Origin of the sequence: Promicromonospora panici (genome assembly GCF_900608595.1) — a bacterium.
Classification (GTDB): Bacteria; Actinomycetota; Actinomycetes; order Actinomycetales; family Cellulomonadaceae; genus Promicromonospora; species Promicromonospora panici.
In genome coordinates this window covers 175,055-196,789 of the sequence record NZ_UWYY01000012.1, presented here as the reverse complement: position 1 = coordinate 196,789, position 21,735 = coordinate 175,055, and the positions used below count along the sequence as shown (strand labels likewise).

Genomic DNA, 21,735 nt, shown 5'->3' with positions numbered 1-21,735 from the left:
TAGGATCACCAGCGATATGACTGGGCGCAGTGGTGATGGCGAGAGCGGTGCCGACGGGATCGGCGCCGCGGTGCCGAAAGGCCGCTTCGAGAGCATCGAGGCCGCCCACTCGGTGCTGGAGCCGGTCATGCGTGCCATCGCGTCCGCCGTCGGGGACCACTGCGAGGTCGTGCTGCACGATCTCAGCCGGCGCGACCTGGACCAGACGATCTACGCGATCGTCAACGGCCATGTCACCGGGCGTAAGGTCGGCGGGCCGTCCACGAATCTCGGCCTCGAGGTGATGCGCGACGAGGACGCCGAGCACGACGAGTTCGGGTACTCGGGCCGCACGGCCGACGGGCGCGAGCTGCACTCCTCGTCCGTCTACTACCGCGACTCGTCGGGGCGGATCATCGCCGCGCTGTGCATCAACGTCGACCTGACGCCGCTGCAGACGGCGCAGAACGCCCTCAGTGCGTTGCTGCCGTCGGCGGCGCCCGACAAGCGCGACCGCGAGCTCCACACGCAGGACATCGCGAGCCTGCTCGACACGATGATCGCCGACGCCGTCTCGGCGGTCGGCCGTCCGGTGGCGAGGATGGACAAGGCCGACCGGATCGCAGTGCTGCGCACCCTCGACGACCTGGGCGCCTTCCACGTCAAGCGTTCGGTCGAGACGGTGGCGAAGCGGCTGGGGATCTCCAAGGTCACCGCCTACGCCTACCTGGACCAAATCCGCTCGGCTTTACCTTAACGAAACGTTCGCGCATAGACGTTGTGTTCAGAGATGGTCATCATGGTCCGATGACGACGACAACGCCGCTGACCCGTACGCAGAAGCGCACCATCGCCGGTGGCGCGATCGGCACGCTCATGGAGTACTACGACTACTACCTGTACGGCCTGGCGTCGGCCGCGGTGTTCCCCGCGGTCTTCTTCACGGGCGAGGACCCGATCGTCGCGCAGCTGTCGTCGTTCGCGACGTTCGCGGTCGGCTTCTTCCTCCGCCCGATCGGCGGTCTGGTGTTCGGCCCCATCGGCGACCGCGTCGGCCGCAAGACGGCGCTGCTGATCACGGTCGTCGGCATGGGCATCGCCACCGCCGGTATCGGGCTGATCCCGCCGGAGGCGTCGATCGGGATCACCGCACCCCTGCTGCTGATCTTCTTCCGCATGTGCCAGGGCTTCTTCGTCGGCGGTGAGATGGGCGGCGCGGCGACGATGGTCGTCGAGCACGCCCCGGTCGGCAAGCGCGGCATGTACGGCGCGTTCCTGATCAGCGGTGCGGGCGTCGCGAACGTGGCGTCCGCCGGTCTGATGGCCGGTCTGGGCCTCGGCCCGGAATCCTGGTTCATGACCTGGGGCTGGCGCATCCCGTTCGTGCTCGGGCTGGTGCTCGCCATCATCGCGGTGGTGCTGCGCAGCAAGCTCGAGGAGTCCGAGGAGTTCAAGGACACCAAGCAGGCCCAGGTGGACGCCGGTGTGCGGACCAACCCGATCGTCGAGGTCTTCCGTCATCCGAAGAACGCCGTCATGGGCGTCCTCATCGGCCTGCCGCAGAGCATCGCCGGGTACGTGGTCCTCACGTTCGGCATCGCCTACATGGTGAACGAGAACGACATCCCCGCCTGGCAGGGTTTCGCGGGAACCATGATCGTCGGCCTCCTGCAGGTCTTCGTCGCCCCGGCGTACGGCGCGCTGTCCGACCGGATCGGACGCCGCAAGGTGTACATCGCGGGCTGCATCGGCTTCGCGGTGCTGGTCTGGCCTGCGTTCCTGCTGTTCGGCACCAGCAACCTGCTGCTGATCTGGGCCGGCATGATCCTCGGCTTCGTGATCCCCGGCGTCGCGATGCAGGCGACGCTGCAGACCATGCTGGCCGAGATGTTCGATCCGGAGGCGCGCACCACCGGCGTGAACATCGGGTACCAGATCTCCAACACCCTCGGCGGCGGGCTCGCGCCCTTCATCTGCACCGCGCTGGTCGCGCTGGTCGGCGGCCAGATCTGGCCCGTGGTCGTGTACTCCGCGGTGATCTGCGTGATCGGCGCCATCGCGACCGCCACCGCGAACATCAGTACCGACGGCTCGCGGCTGCACGAGCTGCGGGTCGCGCCGGTGGCCACGAGCGCCTGAGCAGGTCAGCGGCCGACGCCGGGGCGAACCGGCCCGTCACCTGCGGGCCACGACCGGGTAAGGCGCAGTTGGTGCACAAGGCACGCATATCGGTCACGCTGGGTGTCTCGCCCGGTCCGGTTCGGCCTGGCGCCCTCGACACCTGGAGCACCAGATGCGGAAACTCAGGGTACTGGCCGCGCTCGTCCCGCTCGCCGCCGCCGTCGGCCTCGCGGGCGTCACCGCCCCGGCAGCGGCGTCGGCCCAGGAGGCTGCGAGCGGATCGTTCTCGGTGCTCAGCTACAACATCGCCGGGCTGCCCCTCGGGATCGGCGACGGCGACCCGGAGACCAACACCCCGATCATCGGCTCGCGCCTGGGCGCCTACGACGTCGTGCACGCGCAGGAGGACTTCAACTACCACGCCGCCCTGTACGCGGCGGACAACCATCCTTACCGGACGCCGACCAGCGGCGGCGTCCCGTTCGGCGACGGCCTCAACACGCTCTCGAACTTTCCGTTCGAGGACTTCCAGCGCGTCACCTGGGACAACTGCTCCTCGGGGTCCGGGGACTGCTTGACCCCCAAGGGCTTCACCTTCATGCGGGCGCGCCTCGCCGAGGGCGTATGGGTCGACCTGTACAACCTCCACACCGACGCCGGGGTGGAGTCCGGGGACCTGGCCGCCCGGCGCGCCAACCTCGCGCAGGTCACCGCCTTCATCCGGTCTCACTCGGCCGGGAACGCGGTGATCGTCTACGGCGACACCAACACGCGCTACACCCGCGCCGGCGACACGATCGCCGAGTTCGCGTCCGCGAACGGCCTGTCGGACCCGTGGGTCGACCTCGTCCGCGGCGGCGACGCCCCTGACCAGGGCGAACCGGCGATCACCTGCGACGACGCCACGGTGGACGCGAGCTGCGAGGTCGTCGACAAGGTCCTGTACCGCGGCAGCGACTACGTCGACCTCGGCGCGTCCCAGTACCGCAACGACCACGCGGCCTTCCGGGACGACGCCGGCGCGAACCTCTCGGACCACTACCCGATCGCCGTCGAGCTCGACTGGTCGCTCAGCCCGGACCTCCGGATGAGCGACCAGTTCGGAGGCCCGCACGGAGACTTCTTCACCGATGTCGACGACCTGACGGCCGGAGCGAGCGCGACTGAGCTGCGCCTGCGCGCCGCGTCCCGGGTGGACCAGATCGGCCTGACGCTCGCCGACGGCGTCCGCCTCGAACACGGGGGCAGCGGGGGCACGCTGAAGACCTTGGCGCTCTCGTCCGGCGAGTACCCGGTGAGCCTGCAGCTGTGCCGCGCCAAGCACGACGACCACACCCGGATCTCCTACGCCCGCTTCACCACCAGCACCGGCCGGACCCTGGCGGGTGGCACCGAAACCGGCGACTGCACCACCTACACCGCCCCGTCCGGCTGGCAGATCGCCGGCTTCCACGGCCGCTCCGGCAGCGAGCTCGACAAGGTCGGTGTCATCTACACGCGTCGCTGACCGGACCGCTGAAACTCAGTCGCCGGTCCCGGGCGGTCCGTCGAGCACCGTCGGGACGTACTCGAGGAGCTGGAGCCGGCCGTCGAAACGTGCGGCTCTCGACCAGGTCGAGGGCGACGTCCGGGTACCCGTCGAAGATGCGCTCCCGCCCGGTGGCACCCGTGATGACCGGGAAGACGACCCGGCAATCCCATGGTTTGGCTGAACATGCGCGCGACGAACGGTCGGAGCAGAAGAGGCCCCTCCATGATGCGCGTAGCGCGCATTCCCTTGCGCGGAGCGCGCAGATCTGTCAGGGTTGCGCCACACCTCGACCCCTTGCAACGAAGCTCGGAGGAAACATGACCACGTTCGACGGGCTCCTTCGCCCTCGTACGGATGGCGGAACCGAGGCGTTCCTGCCGACGCCCACCGTGCAGTGCCACGCCGCGAACCTCGCCTTCCTGCCCGGCGGAGACCTCGCGTGCGTCTGGTTCGGCGGGACCCAGGAGGGCGTCTCCGATATCTCGGTCCACCTCTCCCGGCTTCCGGTCGGTGCGGATCGCTGGCTCGAACCGGTCCAGCTCAGCTTCGACGCCGGCCGTTCCGAGCAGAACCCCATCCTGTTCGTCGCCCCCGATGGCGACGTCTGGCTGCTCTACACCGCCCAGATCGCCGGCAACCAGGACACCGCGGAGGTGCGCCGGCGCGTCTCTCACGACGGCGGTGAGACGTGGGACGAGCCGACCGCGCTCCTCGGCGCCGACGCCCCGAAGGGCGTGTTCGTCCGCCAGGTGCCGGTGGCGCTGGAGAGCGGCCGTATCCTGCTGCCCACCTTCAACTGCGTCGCCCTTTCCGGCGAGAAATGGGTCGGCAACCAGGACACGGCCTCGGTCTGGTACTCCGACGACAAGGGCGAGACATGGGCGGAGACCCCGGTTCCTGACTCGGAGGGCTGCGTCCACATGAACATCGTTCCCCGTGCCGACGGCACGCTCTGGGCCTGCTTCCGCTCGCGGTGGGCCGACCACGTCTACGAGTCGGAGTCCGGCGACGGCGGCTCGACCTGGAAGCCGTGCAAGCCGAACGCGCTCCCGAACAACAACTCCTCCATCCAGGCGCGGGCGCTGGGCGACGCGCAGCTGGCGATGGTCATGAACTACGCCAGCCAGGCCGACGCCACGGGCCGGAGGGCATCCCTGTACGACGAGATCGACGACGAGGGCGTCCGGGACACCGACGGCCCGGTACTCGCCGAGCCGTCGTTCGACGGCGAAGGGCGCACCGCCTTCTGGGGCGCCCCGCGCGCCCCGATGACCCTGGCGCTCTCGGACGACGACGGCCGTAGCTGGCCGATCACGTACGACATCGAGAACGGCGACGGCTACTGCCTGTCGAACAACAGCCGCGAAGGGATCAACCGGGAGATGTCCTACCCGTCGATCATCGGCGGGCCCGACGGCGACGTCCACGTGGCCTACACGTGGCATCGCAAGGCGATCAAGCACGTGCACCTGGACGCCGACACGATGGCCCGCATCCGGGCCGCTCGGCCCACCTCCGTCGGCCCTGAGCTGGGCGAACAGCAGTAGCGCGGCGGGCACTGGTGCCCGTCCCACGTGGAGCCGCTGAACACCGACGTTCAGCAGCGAGAGATGAAAGGAGTGTGACTTCGGATGACGCTGCCGATGATTCTGGCGCTCGGGGTCCTGGTCGTCATGATCGTGCTGATCATGTGGGACGTGCTTCCGTTCGGAGCGCCGCCGCTGCTGGCTTGCCTGCTGCTGGTGGTGGTCGGCGTATCGACTGTTCCAGAGGCGTTCGCGGGCTTCACGAACCCGAGCGTTCTCATGATCGCGTTCTTCATGGTCCCGCTAGCGGCCATGCAGAAGACAAGACTGATCGCCAGGGTGAAACAAACCATGGGCGAGCTCGTGGAGAGGGGCGGCTACAAGAGCTACGCCCTGCTGATCGTGGTCGTCATGCTGGGCGCAAGCCTCGCGGGTACCGGCGCAACGGGCTACTACGTGCTGATCATCGCCCTCGTGTCCACCATTCCCTATACGAAGAAGCTTCCGACGTCGAAGCTCATGATGCCGCTGGGGTTCGCGACCAACCACCCGCTCGCCCCGGTCAACGTGGCTCTGATCTACGGTGTGATGGTCACGGCGCTCGAGGCCTCCGGCTACACGGGAGGCGTCTCCATGGTGACCTTCGCCCTGGTCAACCTGGTCGTGAGCCTCGGCTTCCTGGCCTGGTCGCTGCTGGCGTATCGCCTGCTGCCCGACCACCCCATCGCCGAGCCGGCGGCCGGGTCCGGACCGGGCAGTGAGCCCGCGACGTCCGCGAGCGGCACCCACGGCGGGACGCCCGCGACCCCGGGCGGGACCCGGTCGGCGGCGCCGTCGGAGAGCACGACGACCACGACGACCACGACGACCACGACGACCACGACGACCACGACGAGCACGTCGGTCGCGCTGCGTGAGGCCGACGGCGAAGGGCTGCCCGCCTGGAAGGAGTACACCACCGGCGCCGTGTTCGTCGTGAGCGTCGTCGCCATGATGCTCCTGAACGTGCTGGGCGACCTGGCCTACGTCGTCCCCGGCCTGGGCGCGTTCGTCCTGCTCTCCATCCGCATGGTCGACTTCAAGGAGTTCCGCGAGAATCTGTTCGCCCCCGTCATCCTCATGATGGCGGGCGTGATCGGCGTGGCCGACGCCCTCGCCAACTCCGGCCTGACCGCGCTGGTCGGCAACTCCGTGGCCGACATGGTGGGCACGAGCGTGTCCCCGTTCGTGCTCGTCCTGGTGTTCGCCCTGCTCACCAGCACCGCCGCCGCTTTCACAGGCTCCAACCTGGGCTCCGTGGCGATCTTCGCGCCGATCGCCATCGCCACGTTCCTGAGCCTGGGGCTCAACCCTGTCGCCGCCGCGTGCGCCGTGGCCGTGGCCGGCTGGAACGGGCACTACATGCCCATCGACGGCATGCCCGCGATGATCTTCGGGATGGGCAAGTACAAGCTGACGGAGTTCTGGAAGTTCACCGTCCCCATGTACCTCATCCGGATCCTTGCCCTGTGCGCGGGTGCTGTCGTTCTGTTCCCCGTGTGACGGCGTTGACCCCCGGCACCGCTGGTCTGGAGATGGCGGTCGCGCATCTGCCGCGCATCGGGTTGCGCGTTTCGCGCGATACGCTGGCCGTTCAGGTGCGCGGAACCGTGAACAAACTCGAAGGAGAGTCGAATGAGGGCACCCCAACGGCGCGAAGAGATCGTGCGGATGGCCCGGACCAACGGACTGGCCAGCGTCGAGCAGCTCGCCGAGGTGTTCGGAGTCACCCAGTCGACGATCCGGCGGGACCTGTCCACGCTCGACAAGTCGAACCAGCTGGCCCGAACCTACGGTGGCGTGATCGCCGTTCGCTCGGCGCACTACGAGGCCAGCCTCCAGGAACGGGCCGCCGAGAGCCACGGCGCCAAGGACGCGATCGGTCGATGGGCGGCTGGTCAGGTCGAGCCGGGACAGACCGTCCTGCTGGACGCTGGGACGACGACAGCACGGGTCGCGGCCCACCTGCACGGCATGGCCCCGCTCACCGTGGTGACCAGCGGCCTGACGCCGTTCTTCGAGCTCGCCGACGACTCCGGGATGGAGCGCATCCTGCTGGGCGGCGAGTACCGGGAGGTCTCCCAGAGCTTCGTCGGCCCGCTCACCGAGGCGGCGCTCGACCGCTGGTCGTTCGACCGGGCCTTTCTCGGGGCCGACGCGGTGACGGCCGAGCGCGGCATCTGCGAAGCCTCTCCCGCGCAGACCCGGCTCAAGGAGCTGATGGCCCGGGCCAGTGACCGGGTCTACGTCCTGGCTCACTCGGCCAAGCTCGGCGCGACGCCGTTCAACGCCTGGGTGCACCTGCCGGGGAAGTGGACCCTCGTCACGGACTCAGGAGCGACCGCTCAGCAGCTCGCGCCCTTCGACCGCCGCGGCATCGCCACGGTCGTGGCGGACTGATCGGCGGCACCGTCGCGACCAACCCTCACACCAGTCCAGAACCGAAAGGCGGCCCATGAAGAGCGTTCCGATCCGAGGCATCATCCCCGCGCTGGTGACGCCGTTCCACGACGACGAATCCCTGAACCTCGAGCAGATGAGACGCCAGACCGACCGGGCGATCGACGCCGGCGCGCACGGGATCTTCTGCCTGGGCACCAACGGCGAGTTCTTCCAGCTGACGGTGGACGAGCGGGTGGCCGTCCTCGAAGCCGTCGTGGAGGCCGCGGACGGACGCGTGCCGGTCTACGCGGGCGCGGGTGCCATCGGCACGCGCGACACCAGCACGATCGCGCGGCGGCTCGTCGGCGCCGGCGCGGACGTGCTGTCCGTGATCACGCCCTACTTCGCAGCCGCGTCGCAGGAGGAGCTCTACCGGCACTTCGCCGCCGTCGCCGAGAGCGTCGACGCGCCGATCCTGCTCTACAACATCCCCGCGCGGACGAACGTGCACCTGAACCCGTCGACGGTGGCCCGGCTCGCCGCGATCGAGAACATCGTCGGCATCAAGGACTCGTCGGGGAACTTTGACAACATCCTGCAGTACCTCGAGCTCACCGACCGGGACACGTTCGCCGTCCTCTCGGGCACGGACTCGTTGATCCTGTCGACCCTGCAGGCCGGCGGAACCGGCGGCATCACTGCCATCGCGAACATCTACCCGCACACCATGGTGGAGATCTTCGAGCAGTGGCTGGCGGGCGACCTGGACGCTGCTCGGGCCGCGCAGGCCCGCATCCGCTCCGTGCGCAATCTCTTTCGCCACGGCAACCCCAACACCATCGTCAAGGCGGCCACCAACGCCGCCGGCGAGGCGGTGGGCCCCTGCCGGGCACCGTTCAACCACCTCGGCGACGAGGCGCTCGCCGACATCGGGGCCACCGTAGCCGCGGACCACGCCCGGGGCGTGCGATGAACAGCTTTCCGCCGGCAGGCGACATCGCTGCCGAGACCGCTCGGGCCCAGATCCCGACGGTGCCGCTCGACGGCGTCGCGACGCCGCTCACGCGGATCGTGCTGGGCACGATGTCCATGGGCGACACGGCGGATGCTGCCGCGTCCGAGGCGATGCTCGAGGCGGCCGTCGATGCCGGGATCACCGGAATCGACTGCGCGAACGGCTACGCCCGAGGAACCACCGAGTCCCTGATCGCCCCGTTCGTCCAGCGGCACCGTGAGCGCATCGTGCTGTCGACGAAGGCAGGCATGCCGCACCCCGATGCGGGCGACAGCCCGCCGTTGTCCAGGGCCGGCCTCACTGCCAGCGTCGAGGGATCCCTGCGGCGCCTCGGCGTGGAGAGCATCGACCTGTTCTATCTGCATCAGCCGGACCGCGGCGCGCCGGTCGCCGAGACCATGGAGACGATCGCCGGCCTGCACGAGGCCGGCAAGATCAAGGCCCTCGGAGTCTCCAACTACTCCGCGTGGCAAGCCCTCGAGGTCATCCAGACGGCCAGGGAGCTCGGCACCATCGCTCCCGTCGTAGGCCAGAACGTCTACAACCTGCTGGCCCGCCGGGTCGAGGACGAGTGGGTCGAGTTCGCCGGGACGCACGGGCTGCTCACCATGTGCTACAACCCCCTCGCCGGGGGCCTTCTCGTCCAGTCGCCCCATGGGGCGAGCGTGCCCACGCGCTTCTCGGCCGGCTCGAGTCTCGCCGAGATGTACAAGAAGCGCTACTGGACGCCGGAGCTCCTCGCGGCGGTCGCCGAGCTGGCCGCGGTGGCCGCGGACGCCGGGCTCTCGCTTCCGGAGCTCGGGCTGCGGTGGCTGGTCAGCCGTCCCGGAGCCGGGGCCGTGCTGGTGGGCGGCGGCAGCACCGAGCATCTCGCCCGCAACCTCGAGTCGTTGCTGAAGGGCCCGCTTCCCCCGGACGTGCTCGCGGCCTGCCACGAGATCAGCGACCCTCTGAAGGGCGTGATGCCCGCCTACAACCGCTGATCCCGACCGGATGGGGCGGGGTGAAAATGGCCAAGAACGGGCCTATTTCATTTCCAGTCAGTTACATCTGGTGTGGGGGCTTGTGGGGTGAAATGTCCGAAGGGCATACTCTCGCCAGCGAGACGGCAGGTGGCGGCGAACCGCCCTTGCCGAGCAGGGCCCGCCGCCAGCGGGCCCCTCACCCCAGGAGGACGTCATGACGTTCACTCGCACCACGTTCCGCCCGGGCTCCGCGAAGCGGACCCGCCTGATCGCACTCGCAGCAGGGCTCGCGCTCGCGACGTCGGCCCTGGCCGGGCCGACGGCGTCGGCCGAACCCGGCAAGGCGACCGCCGCCGAGCTGGCCACGGTGCGCGCCGCCGTGGCATCGACCGACGTGACCGGCATCGCCTGGTACACGGACCAGGCGACCGGCAAGGTCGTCGTGACCGCGGACTCCACCGTCTCCGCCGCCGAGCTCGGCGAGGTGCGCAAGGCGGCGGGCGCCGACGCGGACGCCCTGGCCGTCAAGCGGGACTCCGGCGTCTTCAAGCCGCTGCTGGGGCCCGGTGACGCCATCTACGGCTCCGGGTACCGGTGCTCGGTGGCCTTCAACGTCCGCAGCGGCAGCCAGTACTACCTGCTCACCGCCGGGCACTGCGCCAACGACGTGCCCACCTGGTACACGAACTCGGCGCAGACCAACCTGGTCGGCGCCACGGTGGGCTCCAGCTTCCCGGGCAACGACTACGCGCTCGTCCGGTACGACAACACGTCGGTGAGCCACCCGGGCGGCTGGACGGCGGGGAACGCCTACGTGGGTCAGCGCGTCACGCGTGACGGCTCCACCACCGGCGTGCACTCGGGCACCGTCACCGCCCTCAACGTCACCGTCCGCTACGCGGAGGGCTCGGTCGGCGGGATGATCCAGACCACCGTCTGCGCCGAGCCCGGCGACTCGGGCGGGGCGCTGTACAGCGGCTCCACCGCTCTCGGCATCACCTCGGGCGGAAGCGGCAACTGCTCCTCCGGTGGCACCACGTTCTTCCAGCCCGTCACCGAGGCGCTCAGCGCGTACGGCGTCTCCATCTACTGATGCCAGGTCGTAGCTGACCTGAGCGGGCGGTGTCACCGGATGCTCCGGTGACACCGCCCGCGTCGTCTCGCGAGTGGGGGCGGTCGGACTAGGGTGGAGAGCAAATAGCGCGGCGAGAAACGCCGGTGGTCTACGCCGGCTGTTCCGGCTACTGCGTCGTGTAGTGCTCGACGCTCATCACCAGGATCACCCGGTCGGCGCTGTCCGCCGGCGGCTGCGGGTCGGTCGCGCCGTACCGCTTGGCGAGGTGGACGTAGAACTCGCCAGTCGGGTCCGGAGCCACCTCGACCAGGTTCCCGCGCACCTCGACGTAGTTGAACACGTTCTCGTCGTTGATGATCGCGAGACTCATCGCCGGATTGTGCTGCAGGTTGCGGTACTTGGCGCGCTTGGTGGTGTGGGTGAAGCGCAGGGTCTCGCCGTCGAAGTCGAACCACATCGGGTTGACCTGAACCGTGTCGTCAGGCCGGACGGTGCCGAGGAACGCGTAGTTCGGCGCCTCCAGGAGCGGGATCAGGTGGGCGGGGATGATGTCGGTCGCACTCATACACGAAACATAACCCGCAGTCCCCGCCGCCAGCTGACCGCACCCCAGGAGGTAGCCATGAGGCGACTTCCCAGCAAACCCCGCCGCTACGCGCCGCGGGCACAACTGATCGCCCTCGCCGCGGGGGTCGGGCTCACGATGTCCGCCCTGGCCGGCCCGCCGGCCGCGGCGGAACCCGACGGGCCGACGTCCGCCGAGCTCGCCGAGGTGAACGCCGCCGTCGACGACGCGGCCGGACCGGGCGTCGCCTGGTACACCGACGCGGCCGCCGGCACGGTGGTCGTGACCGTCGACTCCACGGTCTCCGCCGCCGAGCGGGACACCATCCGCGCGGCCGCCGGCGACGTTCCGGGCTCGCTCACCATCAAGCGGGCCGACGGCGTCTTCACGCCGCTGCTCGGCCCCGGCGACGCCATCCACGGCCCGGACGTCTGGTGCTCCGCCGGATTCAACGCGGGTGACGACGGCGAGGGCTACCTCATCACCGCGGGGCACTGCGGTGACAAGGCGTCCACCTGGTACGCCGACTCGGACGAGACGGTGCCGGTCGGGCGGACCGTCGACTCCGCCTATCCGGGCAACGACTACGCCCTCGTCCGGTACGACTCCGGGCTGGAGCGCCCCGGTGGCTACTCCGCCGGAGTCGCCCACGTGGGCCAGAGCGTGACCCGCGACGGCGCGGCCTCCGGTGAGCACACCGGCACCGTCACCGCGCGCGACGTCACCGTCAGGTACGCGGGCGACGTCACGATGCGGGAGATGATCCAGGCCGACGTCTGCGCCGAGCCGGGTGACTCCGGCGGCGCGCTGTACGACGGCTCCACCGCCCTCGGGATCACGTCCGGCGGCAGCGGCGACTGCCCGGGTGAGGGCACCACGTTCTACCAGCCGATCCTCGAGGCGCTGCACGAGTACGGCGTCCGGCTCTACTGACGGACGCCGTGCCTGACCTGCACGGGCGGGGCCGCCGGAGCTTCGGCTGCTCCGCCCGGGTCCGCAGGGCGCGGCACGGGCGACACGCTCATTTCGATTGGACCGGCACGCCGTTTGTGAACTACTCTTCCGGAGCGTCACCACAGGGGCTCGAAAGGGTTCAGGATGGTGGCAACGCGGATGTAGCTCAGTGGTAGAGCATCACCTTGCCAAGGTGAGGGTCGCGGGTTCAAGTCCCGTCATCCGCTCGATCCCGCTTTGGTGGGGAGCACGGTGGGTTGGCCGAGAGGCGAGGCAGCGGCCTGCAAAGCCGTACACACGGGTTCGAATCCCGTACCCACCTCGGGCGATTGGCGCAGCGGTAGCGCGCTTCCCTGACACGGAAGAGGTCACTGGTTCGATCCCAGTATCGCCCACCAGCAAGGCCCCGGACCAAACGGTCTGGGGCCTTCGCCGTCCCCGACGCCGTCCCGGGGGCTGACTGTCGTTCAGCAGGCGCCGGGGAGCCGTAACTCGGGGCATTACGGCTCTCCGGGAGCCTGCTGAACCAAAGTCAGGTATCAGGCCGTCAGGCGGGCGCGCAGCGCGCGGAGGTGGCCCGGGGTCAGGCCGCCGCGCGAGAGGTACGCCTCGACCGAACCGTGCTGGGTGCGCAGGTGCTCCAGCGCTCCGAGGATGACGTGCCGGGCGGGCGGGATCTCACGGCCCGGGATGGCCTCGTCCGCCAGCTCGAACCGTTTGGCGTACCGGGGAGCGAGCCGCAGGTTGGTGATCTCGTAGTCGTCCGCGAGGGCGTCGAGGTCGGCCCCGACGAGCGAGAGAGCGAGCGCCACCACCAGTCCGGTGCGGTCCTTGCCCGCGGCGCAGTGCACCAGCACGGGCCCCTCGGGCGCGTCCGCGACGGCGGCGACGGCGCGCGCGAACAGCTCGGGACGCCGGTCCAGCAGCCCCGCGTACAGGTGGACCCACGGCCCCTCGACAGGGTCGCCGGGGCCCTGTACCGGCAGGTGCAGGTGGGCGGGGAGACCGGCCAGCCGGCTGGGCTCCAGCTCGATCTCGTCCGGGCGGCGCAGGTCGATGATCCGGGACAGGCCGTAGGCGGTGGCGGCCGCGACGCCGTCGTCGGTCAGGAAGCTGGGGGAGTCCGAGCGCACCAGGACCCGCTCGCGGACCGTGCCACCGCCCGTGAGCGGGAGCCCGCCCAGGTCGCGCACGTTGAGGCAGCCCGGCCAGTCGAGATGGAGCGGTGTGTAATCCGTCACGTCCGGAGGTTAGCGTTCCGGATCGTCCTCACGTATCGGCATTCGGCCCTTGCGCATCTCCACCGCTATCTGCTCGGCGTCCAGCAGGTCCAGGGCGTTGCCGAGCTGGGCGGAGTCGTAGGTGCCGGCGGAGCGGGCGGCGAGCAGCTCCTCGCGCTGGGCGGCGATCGCGGCCAGGCGCAGTTCCCGGTACTGGATGAACCGCTCCTTGGACAGGACGGCGTCCTCGTCCTGCGACTCGTGCTCCCGGAACATGTCCTTGCGCACCCGGGCGACCACGCCGTCGTCGTACGGCGTGCCGTCCGGGCGGCGGGGGTCGGTGAGGAAGGCACGGGCGGCCTGCTCGGTCTCGCGGCGCAGGGCCGGCAGGTCGCGGGTCGTGTCCTGCCCGACCAGGCCGAGGCGCCGGGTCACCCAGGGCAGGGTGCTGCCCTGGACCAGGAGGGTCCCGAACGCGACGCCGAACGCGACCAGGATCAGGAAGGACCGGCCCGGCGTCTCGGCGGGCAGCGTCTGCGCGGCGGCGAGCGTCACCACGCCGCGCATGCCCGCCCACACCAGCAGCGTGCCCTCGCGCCAGCCGAGCGGCCGGGACAGGTCGTAGTCGATGTCGGCGGTCCTGCGCCGCAGCGTGCCCTGGATCCGCTCCAGGCGGGCGGCGGTCGAGCGGCGCCCCTTTCCCTCGGCGCCCTCGGTGGCCTCGGCGGACGACGGCGTCGCGGCGACCCGCTGGTCGATGCGCTCCTGGAAGCCCGACAGGGTCTCCCGGACGGCCTGGCGCCGGCGAGACCGGCGGCCCTGGATGGCGACCAGCGGCGTCACGAACCCGGCGCGCACCACGAGCACCGCGGCGCCCGCGATCGCGGCGACCCCGGCGGCCCGCAGGACCGAGCCGCTGCCGCGCTCGGCGTCCTCGATCAGGTCGAAGAGCTGGATCCCCATCGCGAGGAAGACCGCGCCCTCGAGCAGCAGCTCGACGGTGCGCCAGTTGGACCGTTCGGCGATGCGGTCCTGCGGCCGCAGGTGCCGCGCCGAGCCGTTGCCGGTGACGAGGCCCGCCGCGACCACGGCGACCAGTCCCGACGCGCCCAGCTCCTCGGCGGGCAGGTACGCGGCGAACGGGATGACGAACGACATGGCGGTGCTCAGCGCGGCGTGCCGCACGCGCTTGCGGATCCGCAGGCCCACCCAGCCGATGGGTATGCCGATCGCGACGGCCACGACGGCCGCGAACGCGAAGTCGCCCACCACCTCCCACAGGCTGACCGACGCCGCCGTGGCCGCGATCGCCGAGCGGAGCAGCACCAGCGCGGAGGCATCGTTCAGCAGGGACTCGCCCTCGAGCATGGTGACGCTGCGCGGGGACGCCCCGAGCTGTTTCACGATGGAGGTCGCGACGGCGTCGGTCGGGCTCACGATCGCGCCCAGGGCGATCGCGGTGGCCAGGTCGATGTCGGGGATCAGCCAGCGGAAGAGCAGCCCGAGCAGGACCGAGCTGATCACGACGAGCGTGACGGAGAGGCCGCCGATGGCCGTGAAGTCGCGCCGGAAGTCCATCGACGGCAGACCGACCGCCGCCGAGTACAGCAGCGGCGGGAGGACACCGCCGAGGATCAGCTCGGGCGGCACCTCGATGGCCGGGACCCAGGGCAGCAGGCTGACGCCGGCACCGAGCACCACGAGGACCAGAGGCGAGGCGACGCCGGCCCGGGGTGCAAGAGCGGTGACCGCGATGATGACGGCCGCCGCGGCGACCGCGATGGTCAGGTAGTCCACGTAGTCCACTGCCCGACGGTACGAGACGCGGGCGGCGTCCGCCGGGTCCGGTGACGGGGATCACCTGGTTTGCCTGGCGTGGCCGTGCGCGCGTTGCCGGCGGCGCGTAGGTTCGGGACGACGGCGGGACCCCGTCGTCGAGCAGGGGGCGCACTGCCGTGTGCCTGTGTCGAGAGGATTCGAACATGGGGCTTTTTGACAAGGCCAAGGAGTTCGTGACGGACCCGGACAACGTCGAGAAGGCGAAGGGCCAGCTCACCGACGAGAACGTCGACGCTGCAACCGACAAGCTGAAGGAGATCGCGCCCGACCAGGCCGACGGCGCGATCGACTCGCTGGGCGAGAAGGCCAAGGACTTCGGCCAGAGCTGACTCACCGATCCGCCTGCGGTGCGACCGTGGGTCGCGGATCGGTACGATCGAGGGGCACCGTCCTGTGGACGGTGCCCCTCGATCAGTTTCTCTTCCGTTCCCCAAGGAGCACTCCTGTGTCCGACGTCGCATCGCCGCCCAGCCCCATCGACCTCGCCGGTGACGAGACCCCGGCTGAGAACTCCACGGGGGCGACGACGACCACGGCCACGACCACCGGTGTCGAGCTGTTCGGCGGGCGCCGCGACGTCGTCGTGGTGCGGGTGGACGGCGAGCTGTGGGACCTCGACCGCGAGATCCCGGCCGGCCACAAGGTCGAGCCCGTGACCATCGGCGAGCCGGACGGCCTGGCCGTGCTGCGGCACAGCGCCGCGCACGTGCTGGCGCAGGCCGTGCAGCAGGTCAACCCGGACGCGAAGCTGGGCATCGGCCCGCCCGTGACGGACGGCTTCTACTACGACTTCGACGTCGAGACGCCGTTCACGCCCGAGGACCTCAAGGCGCTCGACAAGATCATGGGCCGCATCATCAAGGAGGGCCAGACGTTCCGCCGCCGGGTCGTCACCGAGGACGAGGCGCGCGCCGAGCTGGCGAACGAGCCGTACAAGCTGGAGCTGATCGGCCTCAAGGGCGGCTCGGACGACGACGACAACGGCGAGAACGTCGAGGTGGGCGGCGCCGAGCTGACCATCTACGACAACGTCCGGGGCGCGGGCCGGGAGAGCGAGACCGTGGTCTGGAAGGACCTGTGCCGGGGCCCGCACCTGCCGAGCACGCGCCTGATCGGCAACGGCGTCCAGCTCATGCGCAGCGCCGCCGCCTACTGGCGGGGCAGTGAGAAGAACCCGATGCTGCAGCGCGTCTACGGCACGGCGTGGCCCACCAAGGACGAGCTCAAGGCGCACCTGGAGCGGCTGGCCGAGGCCGAGCGCCGGGACCACCGCCGTATCGGCGCCGAGATGGACCTGTTCAGCTTCCACGACGAGGTCGGCTCGGGCCTGCCGCTGTTCCACCCCAGGGGCGGCGTGATCAAGCGGGTCATGGAGGACTACGTCCGGCAGCGGCACATCGAGGAGGGCTTCTCCTACGTCGGCACGCCGCACATCACCAAGGACGGGCTGTTCCACACCTCGGGGCACCTGCCGTACTACTCGGACACCATGTTCCCGGAGATGGACCTCGAAGGGTCCAAGTACCGGCTCAAGGCCATGAACTGCCCGATGCACAACCTGATCTTCGCCTCGCGCGGGCGCTCGTACCGTGAGCTGCCGCTGCGCCTGTTCGAGTTCGGGTCGGTGTACCGGTACGAGAAGTCGGGCGTGGTGCAGGGGCTGACCCGGGTGCGCGGGCTGACGCAGGACGACTCGCACTCCTACGTGACGCCGGAGCAGGCGCCGTCGGAGGTCAAGCACCTGCTGGAGTTCATGCTCAGCGTGCTGCGCGACTTCGGTCTGGACGACTTCTACCTGGAGCTGTCCACGCGGGACGACTCCAAGCCGGACAAGTTCGTCGGCTCGGACGAGGACTGGGTGGCCGCCACGAAGATCCTCGAGCAGGTGGGCCGCGAGACCGGCCTGGAGCTCGTGGCCGACCCGGGCGGCGCAGCGTTCTACGGCCCGAAGATCTCCGTGCAGGCCAAGGACGCCATCGGGCGGACCTGGCAGATGGGCACCGTGCAGTACGACTTCAACCAGCCCAAGGGGTTCGGGCTGGAGTACACCGCGGCCGACGGTACGCGCCAGCAGCCGGTGATGATCCACTCGGCCAAGTTCGGCTCCATCGAGCGGTTCATGGGGGTGCTCATCGAGCACTACGCGGGCGCCTTCCCGGCCTGGCTCGCGCCGGTGCAGGTCAAGATGGTTCCCGTCGCCGAGGCGTTCAACGACTACGTGAAGGACGTCGCCGTGCAGCTCACCGCGCGCGGCATCCGCGTCGAGATCGACCTGTCCGACGACCGGTTCGCCAAGAAGATCCGCAACGCGTCCAAGGAGAAGGTGCCCTTCACGCTGATCGCCGGCGGGGAGGACGCCGAGGCGGGCGCCGTGTCGTTCCGGTTCCGCGACGGCACGCAGGAGAACGGCGTGCCGGTGGCGGACGCCGTCGAGCGCATCGTGGCGGCCGTGGCCGAGCGGTCCCAGCAGGCCTGATGGACCCCACCGCCCAGGACGCCGCGGACTTCGGCCCGCCGGGTGACGGGCTGCAGCGGCTCTGGACCCCGCACCGCCTGGTCTACATCGGCGGGCAGGACCGGCCGGCCGACGCGACGATCGCGACGTGCCCGTTCTGCCGCATCCCGGAGGGCGACGACGAGACGGGCCTCGTCGTCGCCCGCGGCGAGCTGTGCTACGTCGTGCTGAACCTGTACCCGTACAACTCGGGACACCTGATGGTGCTCCCGTACCGGCACGTGTCGGACTACACGGACCTCGACGAGGCCGAGACGGCCGAGCTGGCGAAGATGACACAGCAGGCCATGCGCGTGTCGCGCGCCGTCTACGCCCCGGCAGGCTTCAATCTTGGTATCAACCAGGGCGAGGTGGCGGGCGCGGGCATCGCGGCGCACCTGCACCAGCACGTGGTGCCACGCTGGCTGGGCGACGCGAACTTCCTGCCCGTGGTGGGTCAGACCAAGGCGATGCCCGAGCTGCTGGGCGACACCCGTCGCCGGCTCGCGGAGGCGTGGAAGACCGCGGGGGGCGGAGAAGAGGAGAACTGATGCTACGGGGCCTGCGTTCCTTCATGACCAAGGTGTTCACGCCCCTGGCCCGGTTGCTGCTCGCGCTGCGCGTCTCGCCCGACGCCGTGACCGTCGCCGGCACGGTGGTGGTCACCGCGATCGCCCTGACGCTGTTTCCCACGGGCCACACGCTGGTGGGCGGCCTGCTGGTCGGCTTCTTCGTCCTGTTCGACTCCCTCGACGGGGTGATGGCGCGCCTGGCGGGGCGCTCCGGCCCGTGGGGAGCGTTCCTCGACTCGACGCTGGACCGCGTGGCCGACGGCGCGGTGTTCGCCGGGATCACCCTCTGGTTCGTGCTGCACCCCGACGAGCACCACGGCCTGTGGGGCATCGCCGCCGCGCTGGCCTGCCTGGTGCTGGGCAGCGTCGTCCCGTACGCCCGGGCCCGCGCCGAGAGCGTGGGAGCCACCGCCCAGGTCGGCATCGCCGAGCGGGCCGACCGCCTGGTGCTGGCGCTCGTGCCGTTCACGTTCATGCAGGTGGGGCTTCCGGTGATGGTGCTAGAGGTAGTGCTCACGCTGCTGGCCCTCGCCAGCCTGGTGACCGTGTTCCAGCGCATGTCCACCGTGCGGGCGCAGCTCACGAGGCAGGAGGTCTGATGAACGTCGCGTCGGTCTACACGTTCGCGTGGCGGAACGCCACGAAGATCCCCGAGCCGGTCCTCCGGGGCCTGTTCACCCTCGTGGCCGACCTCACCTGGCTGCGGCACGACAAGAGCGTGCGCCGCATGGAGGCCAACTACGCGCGGGTCCGGCCCGACCTCGACGACGCCGCCGTCCGCCGGCTGTCCCGGGCCGGCATGCGCAGCTACATGCGCTACTTCCGCGAGGCGTTCACCCTCCAGGGCATCAGCCCGGAACGGCTGCGGGCGCGCGTCCGCGTGGAGGGCTACGACGAGCACGTGCGGCCCGGGGTCGACGCGGGCGGCGCGGCCGCGCTCGCGCTGGGCCACCTCGGTAACTGGGACCTGGCCGGCGCCTACGGCTCCCGCTACCTCTCGAACGTGCTCACCGTCGCCGAACGGCTCAAGCCCGACGAGCTGTTCGAGGAGTTCGTCCGGTTCCGCACCTCCATCGGCATCAAGGTGCTCCCCCTGGGCAACGGCGACACGCTCGGCGCCCTGATCCGCGGCGCCAAGGAGGGCAGCAAGCTCATCCCGCTGCTCAGCGACCGCGACCTCACCGCGAGGGGCATCGAGGTCGACCTCGCCGGGCATCGCGCCCGGGTCGCCGCCGGACCGGCGCTGGTCGGCCTGGACGCCGGCATCCCCGTGCACGCCGTGGGCATCACCTACGAGCGGCTGCGCGGCGTCCGCCGTCGGGCAGCGGGGACGCCGTGGGGGATCGTCATCCGGTTCTACCCGCCCCTGCCCGTGCCCGACGCCGGGCTGCCGCGCGACGAGCGCGCGCGCCTGCTCACCCAGGGCTGGGTGGACCAGCTCGCGGGCATCATCGTCGAGCACACCCACGACTGGCACATGCTGCAGCGCGTCTTCCTCGCCGACCTCGGACCCGCCCGGCGGCAGCCCGCCGACACGCGAGGCACCGGGTGAGAGGCGTCCGGCGGCGCGGCCACCGCACACTGCGCGTCGGCCTCGTCTGCCCCTACTCCTTCGACGCCCCCGGGGGCGTCCAGTTCCACGTGCGCGACCTCGCGCAGGCGCTCCAGGCCGCCGGGCACGAGGTCTCCGTGCTGGCCCCGTCGAGCGACGACGTCAACCTGCCCGACGTCGTCACCGCCGCCGGCCGGGCCGTACCCGTGCCGTACAACGGCTCGGTGGCCCGCCTCACCTTTGGGCCGCTGACCGCCACGCGCGTGCGCCGCTGGCTCGAGGGCGGCATCGACGGCCACGCCTTCGACATCGTCCACCTGCACGAACCGATGGTGCCGTCCCTGTCGATGCTCGCGCTCTGGCAGGCCACCGAGCCGGTCGTCGCCACCTTCCACACCTCCCAGGTGCGCTCGCGGGCGCTGCAGGTCGCCTATCCGCTCGTGCGGCAGTCCCTGGAGAAGATCGCCGCCCGCATCGCCGTGTCGGAGGACGCCCGCCGCACCCTGGTGGACCACCTCGGCGGCGACGCCGTCGTCATCCCGAACGGCGTCTACACCCAGGTGTTCGCGAGCAGCCCCCGGCGGCCCGAGTGGACCGGGACGCCCGAGGCCCCGACCGTCGCGTTCCTCGGCCGGCTCGACGAACCACGCAAGGGCCTCAGCGTCCTGCTGCGGGCCGTCCCCGCCATCCTCGACGCCCTGCCCGGCACCCGGTTCCTGGTGGCCGGCCGCGGCGACGGCGCCGCAGCCGAGACCCGCGAGCTGCTGGGGGAGCGCGCCTCGTCGGTCGAGTTCCTGGGCGGGGTGTCCGACGCCGACAAGGCCGCGCTGCTGGCCTCCGCCGACCTGTACGTCGCGCCCCAGACCGGCGGGGAGAGCTTCGGCATCGTGCTCGTGGAGGCCATGAGCGCCGGGTCGGTCGTCGTGGCCAGCGACCTGGGCGCGTTCCAGCGTGTCCTGGACGACGGCGCCGCCGGCGCCCTGTTCCGCAACGGCGACCCCGCGGACCTCGCCGCGACCGTGCTGACGCTGCTCGCCGACCCCGCACGCCGGGACGCCTACCGCGCCCACGCCACCCAGTGGGTCCAGCGGTTCGACTGGGCCGGCGTGACCGAACAGGTGCTCGCCGTCTACGACATGACGCTCGCCGCCGACAGCGCCATCGGCGGCGACGTCGTCGGGCGCATCATGGGGCTGTTCCCGCGCCGGGTCGGAGGTGACGCATGAGCTGGTCCGAGATCGCGCTCGTAGTGCTGGGGGCGCTCGCGGTGGGCCTGCTGCTCGCCTGGCGCGGAGCGTCCCGGCTGGACCGCCTGCACCGCAAGGTCGCCGCGTCCCGCATAGCGCTCGACGCGCAGCTGGTGCGGCGCGCGTCCGCGGCGGTCGAGCTCGCGGCGTCAGGTGCGCTGGACCCTGCGAGCGCCATCCTGGTGGCCGACGCGGCGTACGCGGCGTCGGACGCGGGGCCTGTCACCTCTCCCGCCGCCGCGCTGAAGATGGACGGGCTGGGCGCGGACCGCGAGCGGGCCGAGTCAGGGCTGACGGCGACGCTGCGGGAGGCGCTGGGCGCCCCCGAGGCGATCCGGGTGCTGCTGGACGGGCCGTCGGGCGAGGTGGTGGCGGGGCTGTCCGCGGCCTGGTACCGGGCGACGCTGGCGCGCCGCTTCCACAACGAGGCCGTGGCTCAGGCCCGCCGCGTGCGCCGCCTCCGGCACGTACGGATGTTCCACCTGGCCGGCCGGGCGCCGATGCCACGCACGGTGGAGCTGGACGACGCTCTGCCGCACGCCCTGGAGCCGAATGGCGGGTGACCGCTGGGCGAACGGCGGGCGATTCCTGGTAGGGCCGGGCGATAGGATCGACTCAGGGCGCCGACCGCGCCCGGAACGACCGGCGTCGATCCCATC

Annotated in this window: 20 protein-coding genes, 3 tRNA genes and 1 pseudogene; 20 read left to right on the top strand and 4 right to left on the bottom strand. The window is 70.8% G+C overall.

Annotated elements, in window-relative coordinates; translation table 11 throughout:
- The first annotated feature begins 16 nt into the window (after positions 1-16).
- From EW117_RS15855 to EW117_RS15845, 3 genes are all read left to right on the top strand, one after another.
- Entirely contained in the window at positions 17-736 is a 720-nt protein-coding gene (locus tag EW117_RS15855) for a helix-turn-helix transcriptional regulator (protein ID WP_129787668.1), read from the top strand.
- A gap of 50 nt (positions 737-786) precedes the next feature.
- Positions 787-2,118, top strand: a complete 1,332-nt coding sequence (locus EW117_RS15850) for an MFS transporter (protein WP_129787667.1) — start codon at positions 787-789, stop codon at positions 2,116-2,118.
- A 154-nt stretch (positions 2,119-2,272) separates the two neighbouring features.
- Positions 2,273-3,607, top strand: coding sequence for a jacalin-like lectin (locus EW117_RS15845; protein ID WP_129787666.1), 1,335 nt, complete (start codon positions 2,273-2,275; stop codon positions 3,605-3,607).
- A 15-nt stretch (positions 3,608-3,622) separates the two neighbouring features.
- On the opposite strand, the pseudogene EW117_RS30210 reads toward EW117_RS15845, so the two are convergent.
- A pseudogene (locus EW117_RS30210) lies at positions 3,623-3,788 on the bottom strand (dihydrofolate reductase family protein); the annotation flags it as partial.
- A gap of 160 nt (positions 3,789-3,948) precedes the next feature.
- Here EW117_RS30210 and EW117_RS15835 point away from each other — a divergent pair.
- The 6 genes from EW117_RS15835 to EW117_RS15810 all read left to right on the top strand — a co-directional run bounded on the left by EW117_RS15835 (position 3,949) and on the right by EW117_RS15810 (position 10,651).
- Positions 3,949-5,178 (top strand): sialidase family protein, encoded by a 1,230-nt coding sequence (locus EW117_RS15835; RefSeq protein WP_129787665.1) that lies wholly within the window; start codon positions 3,949-3,951, stop codon positions 5,176-5,178.
- An 84-nt stretch (positions 5,179-5,262) separates the two neighbouring features.
- Positions 5,263-6,699 carry an SLC13 family permease gene (locus tag EW117_RS15830; RefSeq protein WP_129787664.1) on the top strand — a complete coding sequence of 479 codons (1,437 nt, stop codon included), beginning with the start codon at positions 5,263-5,265 and terminating at the stop codon, positions 6,697-6,699.
- Positions 6,700-6,831: 132 nt separating this feature from the next.
- Positions 6,832-7,596, top strand: a complete 765-nt coding sequence (locus tag EW117_RS15825) for a DeoR/GlpR family DNA-binding transcription regulator (protein ID WP_129787663.1) — start codon at positions 6,832-6,834, stop codon at positions 7,594-7,596.
- A gap of 55 nt (positions 7,597-7,651) precedes the next feature.
- Positions 7,652-8,551 (top strand): 4-hydroxy-tetrahydrodipicolinate synthase, encoded by a 900-nt coding sequence (dapA, locus tag EW117_RS15820; RefSeq protein ID WP_129787662.1) that lies wholly within the window; start codon positions 7,652-7,654, stop codon positions 8,549-8,551.
- On the top strand, positions 8,548-9,576 hold the full coding sequence (locus EW117_RS15815) for an aldo/keto reductase (RefSeq protein WP_129787661.1): 1,029 nt from the start codon (positions 8,548-8,550) through the stop codon (positions 9,574-9,576). The genes dapA and EW117_RS15815 overlap by 4 nt, the downstream gene beginning before the upstream one ends.
- A 196-nt stretch (positions 9,577-9,772) precedes the next feature.
- Positions 9,773-10,651 carry a S1 family peptidase gene (locus EW117_RS15810; protein WP_129787660.1) on the top strand — a complete coding sequence of 293 codons (879 nt, stop codon included), beginning with the start codon at positions 9,773-9,775 and terminating at the stop codon, positions 10,649-10,651.
- A gap of 148 nt (positions 10,652-10,799) precedes the next feature.
- Here EW117_RS15810 and EW117_RS15805 read toward each other — a convergent pair whose 3' ends face one another.
- On the bottom strand, positions 10,800-11,198 hold the full coding sequence (locus EW117_RS15805; protein ID WP_129787659.1) for a PPOX class F420-dependent oxidoreductase: 399 nt from the start codon (positions 11,196-11,198) through the stop codon (positions 10,800-10,802).
- A gap of 57 nt (positions 11,199-11,255) precedes the next feature.
- Here EW117_RS15805 and EW117_RS15800 point away from each other — a divergent pair, with 57 nt between their 5' ends.
- The 4 genes from EW117_RS15800 (at position 11,256) to EW117_RS15785 (ending at position 12,550) form a co-directional block, all read left to right on the top strand.
- Entirely contained in the window at positions 11,256-12,131 is an 876-nt protein-coding gene (locus EW117_RS15800) for a S1 family peptidase (RefSeq protein WP_129787658.1), read from the top strand.
- A gap of 176 nt (positions 12,132-12,307) precedes the next feature.
- Positions 12,308-12,379, top strand: a tRNA-Gly gene (locus tag EW117_RS15795).
- Positions 12,380-12,403: 24 nt separating this feature from the next.
- Positions 12,404-12,474, top strand: a tRNA-Cys gene (locus tag EW117_RS15790).
- 1 nt (position 12,475) lies between these two features.
- A tRNA-Val gene (locus EW117_RS15785) sits at positions 12,476-12,550 on the top strand.
- A 141-nt stretch (positions 12,551-12,691) separates the two neighbouring features.
- Here the strand turns inward: EW117_RS15785 and EW117_RS15780 are convergent.
- Together EW117_RS15780 and EW117_RS15775 are read right to left on the bottom strand one after the other, a co-directional pair.
- Positions 12,692-13,393, bottom strand: a complete 702-nt coding sequence (locus tag EW117_RS15780) for a tyrosine-protein phosphatase (RefSeq protein ID WP_129787657.1) — start codon at positions 13,391-13,393, stop codon at positions 12,692-12,694.
- 9 nt (positions 13,394-13,402) lie between these two features.
- Positions 13,403-15,178 carry a cation:proton antiporter gene (locus EW117_RS15775; RefSeq protein ID WP_242504322.1) on the bottom strand — a complete coding sequence of 592 codons (1,776 nt, stop codon included), beginning with the start codon at positions 15,176-15,178 and terminating at the stop codon, positions 13,403-13,405.
- Positions 15,179-15,354: 176 nt separating this feature from the next.
- Here EW117_RS15775 and EW117_RS15770 point away from each other — a divergent pair, with 176 nt between their 5' ends.
- The 7 genes from EW117_RS15770 (at position 15,355) to EW117_RS15740 (ending at position 21,639) form a co-directional block, all read left to right on the top strand.
- Entirely contained in the window at positions 15,355-15,540 is a 186-nt protein-coding gene (locus tag EW117_RS15770; RefSeq protein ID WP_129787656.1) for a hypothetical protein, read from the top strand.
- Positions 15,541-15,656: 116 nt separating this feature from the next.
- Positions 15,657-17,687, top strand: a complete 2,031-nt coding sequence (gene thrS, locus EW117_RS15765; RefSeq protein ID WP_242504321.1) for a threonine--tRNA ligase — start codon at positions 15,657-15,659, stop codon at positions 17,685-17,687.
- Entirely contained in the window at positions 17,687-18,256 is a 570-nt protein-coding gene (locus EW117_RS15760) for an HIT family protein (RefSeq protein WP_129787655.1), read from the top strand. The genes thrS and EW117_RS15760 overlap by 1 nt, the downstream gene beginning before the upstream one ends.
- Positions 18,256-18,876, top strand: a complete 621-nt coding sequence (pgsA, locus tag EW117_RS15755; protein ID WP_129787654.1) for a phosphatidylinositol phosphate synthase — start codon at positions 18,256-18,258, stop codon at positions 18,874-18,876. Before EW117_RS15760 ends, pgsA begins: the two co-directional genes overlap by 1 nt.
- Positions 18,876-19,829 (top strand): phosphatidylinositol mannoside acyltransferase, encoded by a 954-nt coding sequence (locus EW117_RS15750; RefSeq protein WP_129787653.1) that lies wholly within the window; start codon positions 18,876-18,878, stop codon positions 19,827-19,829. Before pgsA ends, EW117_RS15750 begins: the two co-directional genes overlap by 1 nt.
- A complete protein-coding gene (locus EW117_RS15745) occupies positions 19,826-21,055 on the top strand; it encodes a glycosyltransferase family 4 protein (RefSeq protein ID WP_129787652.1) in 1,230 nt (409 codons plus the stop codon). Before EW117_RS15750 ends, EW117_RS15745 begins: the two co-directional genes overlap by 4 nt.
- Positions 21,052-21,639 (top strand): hypothetical protein, encoded by a 588-nt coding sequence (locus EW117_RS15740; protein ID WP_129787651.1) that lies wholly within the window; start codon positions 21,052-21,054, stop codon positions 21,637-21,639. Before EW117_RS15745 ends, EW117_RS15740 begins: the two co-directional genes overlap by 4 nt.
- Positions 21,640-21,735 lie beyond the last annotated feature (96 nt).

What these genes read in the sequence shown, in the direction of transcription:
- EW117_RS15855 (WP_129787668.1), top strand. Translation starts at nt 17, where the DNA reads ATGACTGGGCGCAGTGGTGATGGCGAGAGCGGTGCCGACGGGATCGGC.
- EW117_RS15850 (WP_129787667.1), top strand. Translation starts at nt 787, where the DNA reads ATGACGACGACAACGCCGCTGACCCGTACGCAGAAGCGCACCATCGCC.
- EW117_RS15845 (WP_129787666.1), top strand. Translation starts at nt 2,273, where the DNA reads ATGCGGAAACTCAGGGTACTGGCCGCGCTCGTCCCGCTCGCCGCCGCC.
- EW117_RS15835 (WP_129787665.1), top strand. Translation starts at nt 3,949, where the DNA reads ATGACCACGTTCGACGGGCTCCTTCGCCCTCGTACGGATGGCGGAACC.
- EW117_RS15830 (WP_129787664.1), top strand. Translation starts at nt 5,263, where the DNA reads ATGACGCTGCCGATGATTCTGGCGCTCGGGGTCCTGGTCGTCATGATC.
- EW117_RS15825 (WP_129787663.1), top strand. Translation starts at nt 6,832, where the DNA reads ATGAGGGCACCCCAACGGCGCGAAGAGATCGTGCGGATGGCCCGGACC.
- dapA (WP_129787662.1), top strand. Translation starts at nt 7,652, where the DNA reads ATGAAGAGCGTTCCGATCCGAGGCATCATCCCCGCGCTGGTGACGCCG.
- EW117_RS15815 (WP_129787661.1), top strand. Translation starts at nt 8,548, where the DNA reads ATGAACAGCTTTCCGCCGGCAGGCGACATCGCTGCCGAGACCGCTCGG.
- EW117_RS15810 (WP_129787660.1), top strand. Translation starts at nt 9,773, where the DNA reads ATGACGTTCACTCGCACCACGTTCCGCCCGGGCTCCGCGAAGCGGACC.
- EW117_RS15805 (WP_129787659.1), bottom strand. Translation starts at nt 11,198, where the DNA reads ATGAGTGCGACCGACATCATCCCCGCCCACCTGATCCCGCTCCTGGAG.
- EW117_RS15800 (WP_129787658.1), top strand. Translation starts at nt 11,256, where the DNA reads ATGAGGCGACTTCCCAGCAAACCCCGCCGCTACGCGCCGCGGGCACAA.
- EW117_RS15770 (WP_129787656.1), top strand. Translation starts at nt 15,355, where the DNA reads ATGGGGCTTTTTGACAAGGCCAAGGAGTTCGTGACGGACCCGGACAAC.
- EW117_RS15760 (WP_129787655.1), top strand. Translation starts at nt 17,687, where the DNA reads ATGGACCCCACCGCCCAGGACGCCGCGGACTTCGGCCCGCCGGGTGAC.
- pgsA (WP_129787654.1), top strand. Translation starts at nt 18,256, where the DNA reads ATGCTACGGGGCCTGCGTTCCTTCATGACCAAGGTGTTCACGCCCCTG.
- EW117_RS15750 (WP_129787653.1), top strand. Translation starts at nt 18,876, where the DNA reads ATGAACGTCGCGTCGGTCTACACGTTCGCGTGGCGGAACGCCACGAAG.
- EW117_RS15740 (WP_129787651.1), top strand. Translation starts at nt 21,052, where the DNA reads ATGAGCTGGTCCGAGATCGCGCTCGTAGTGCTGGGGGCGCTCGCGGTG.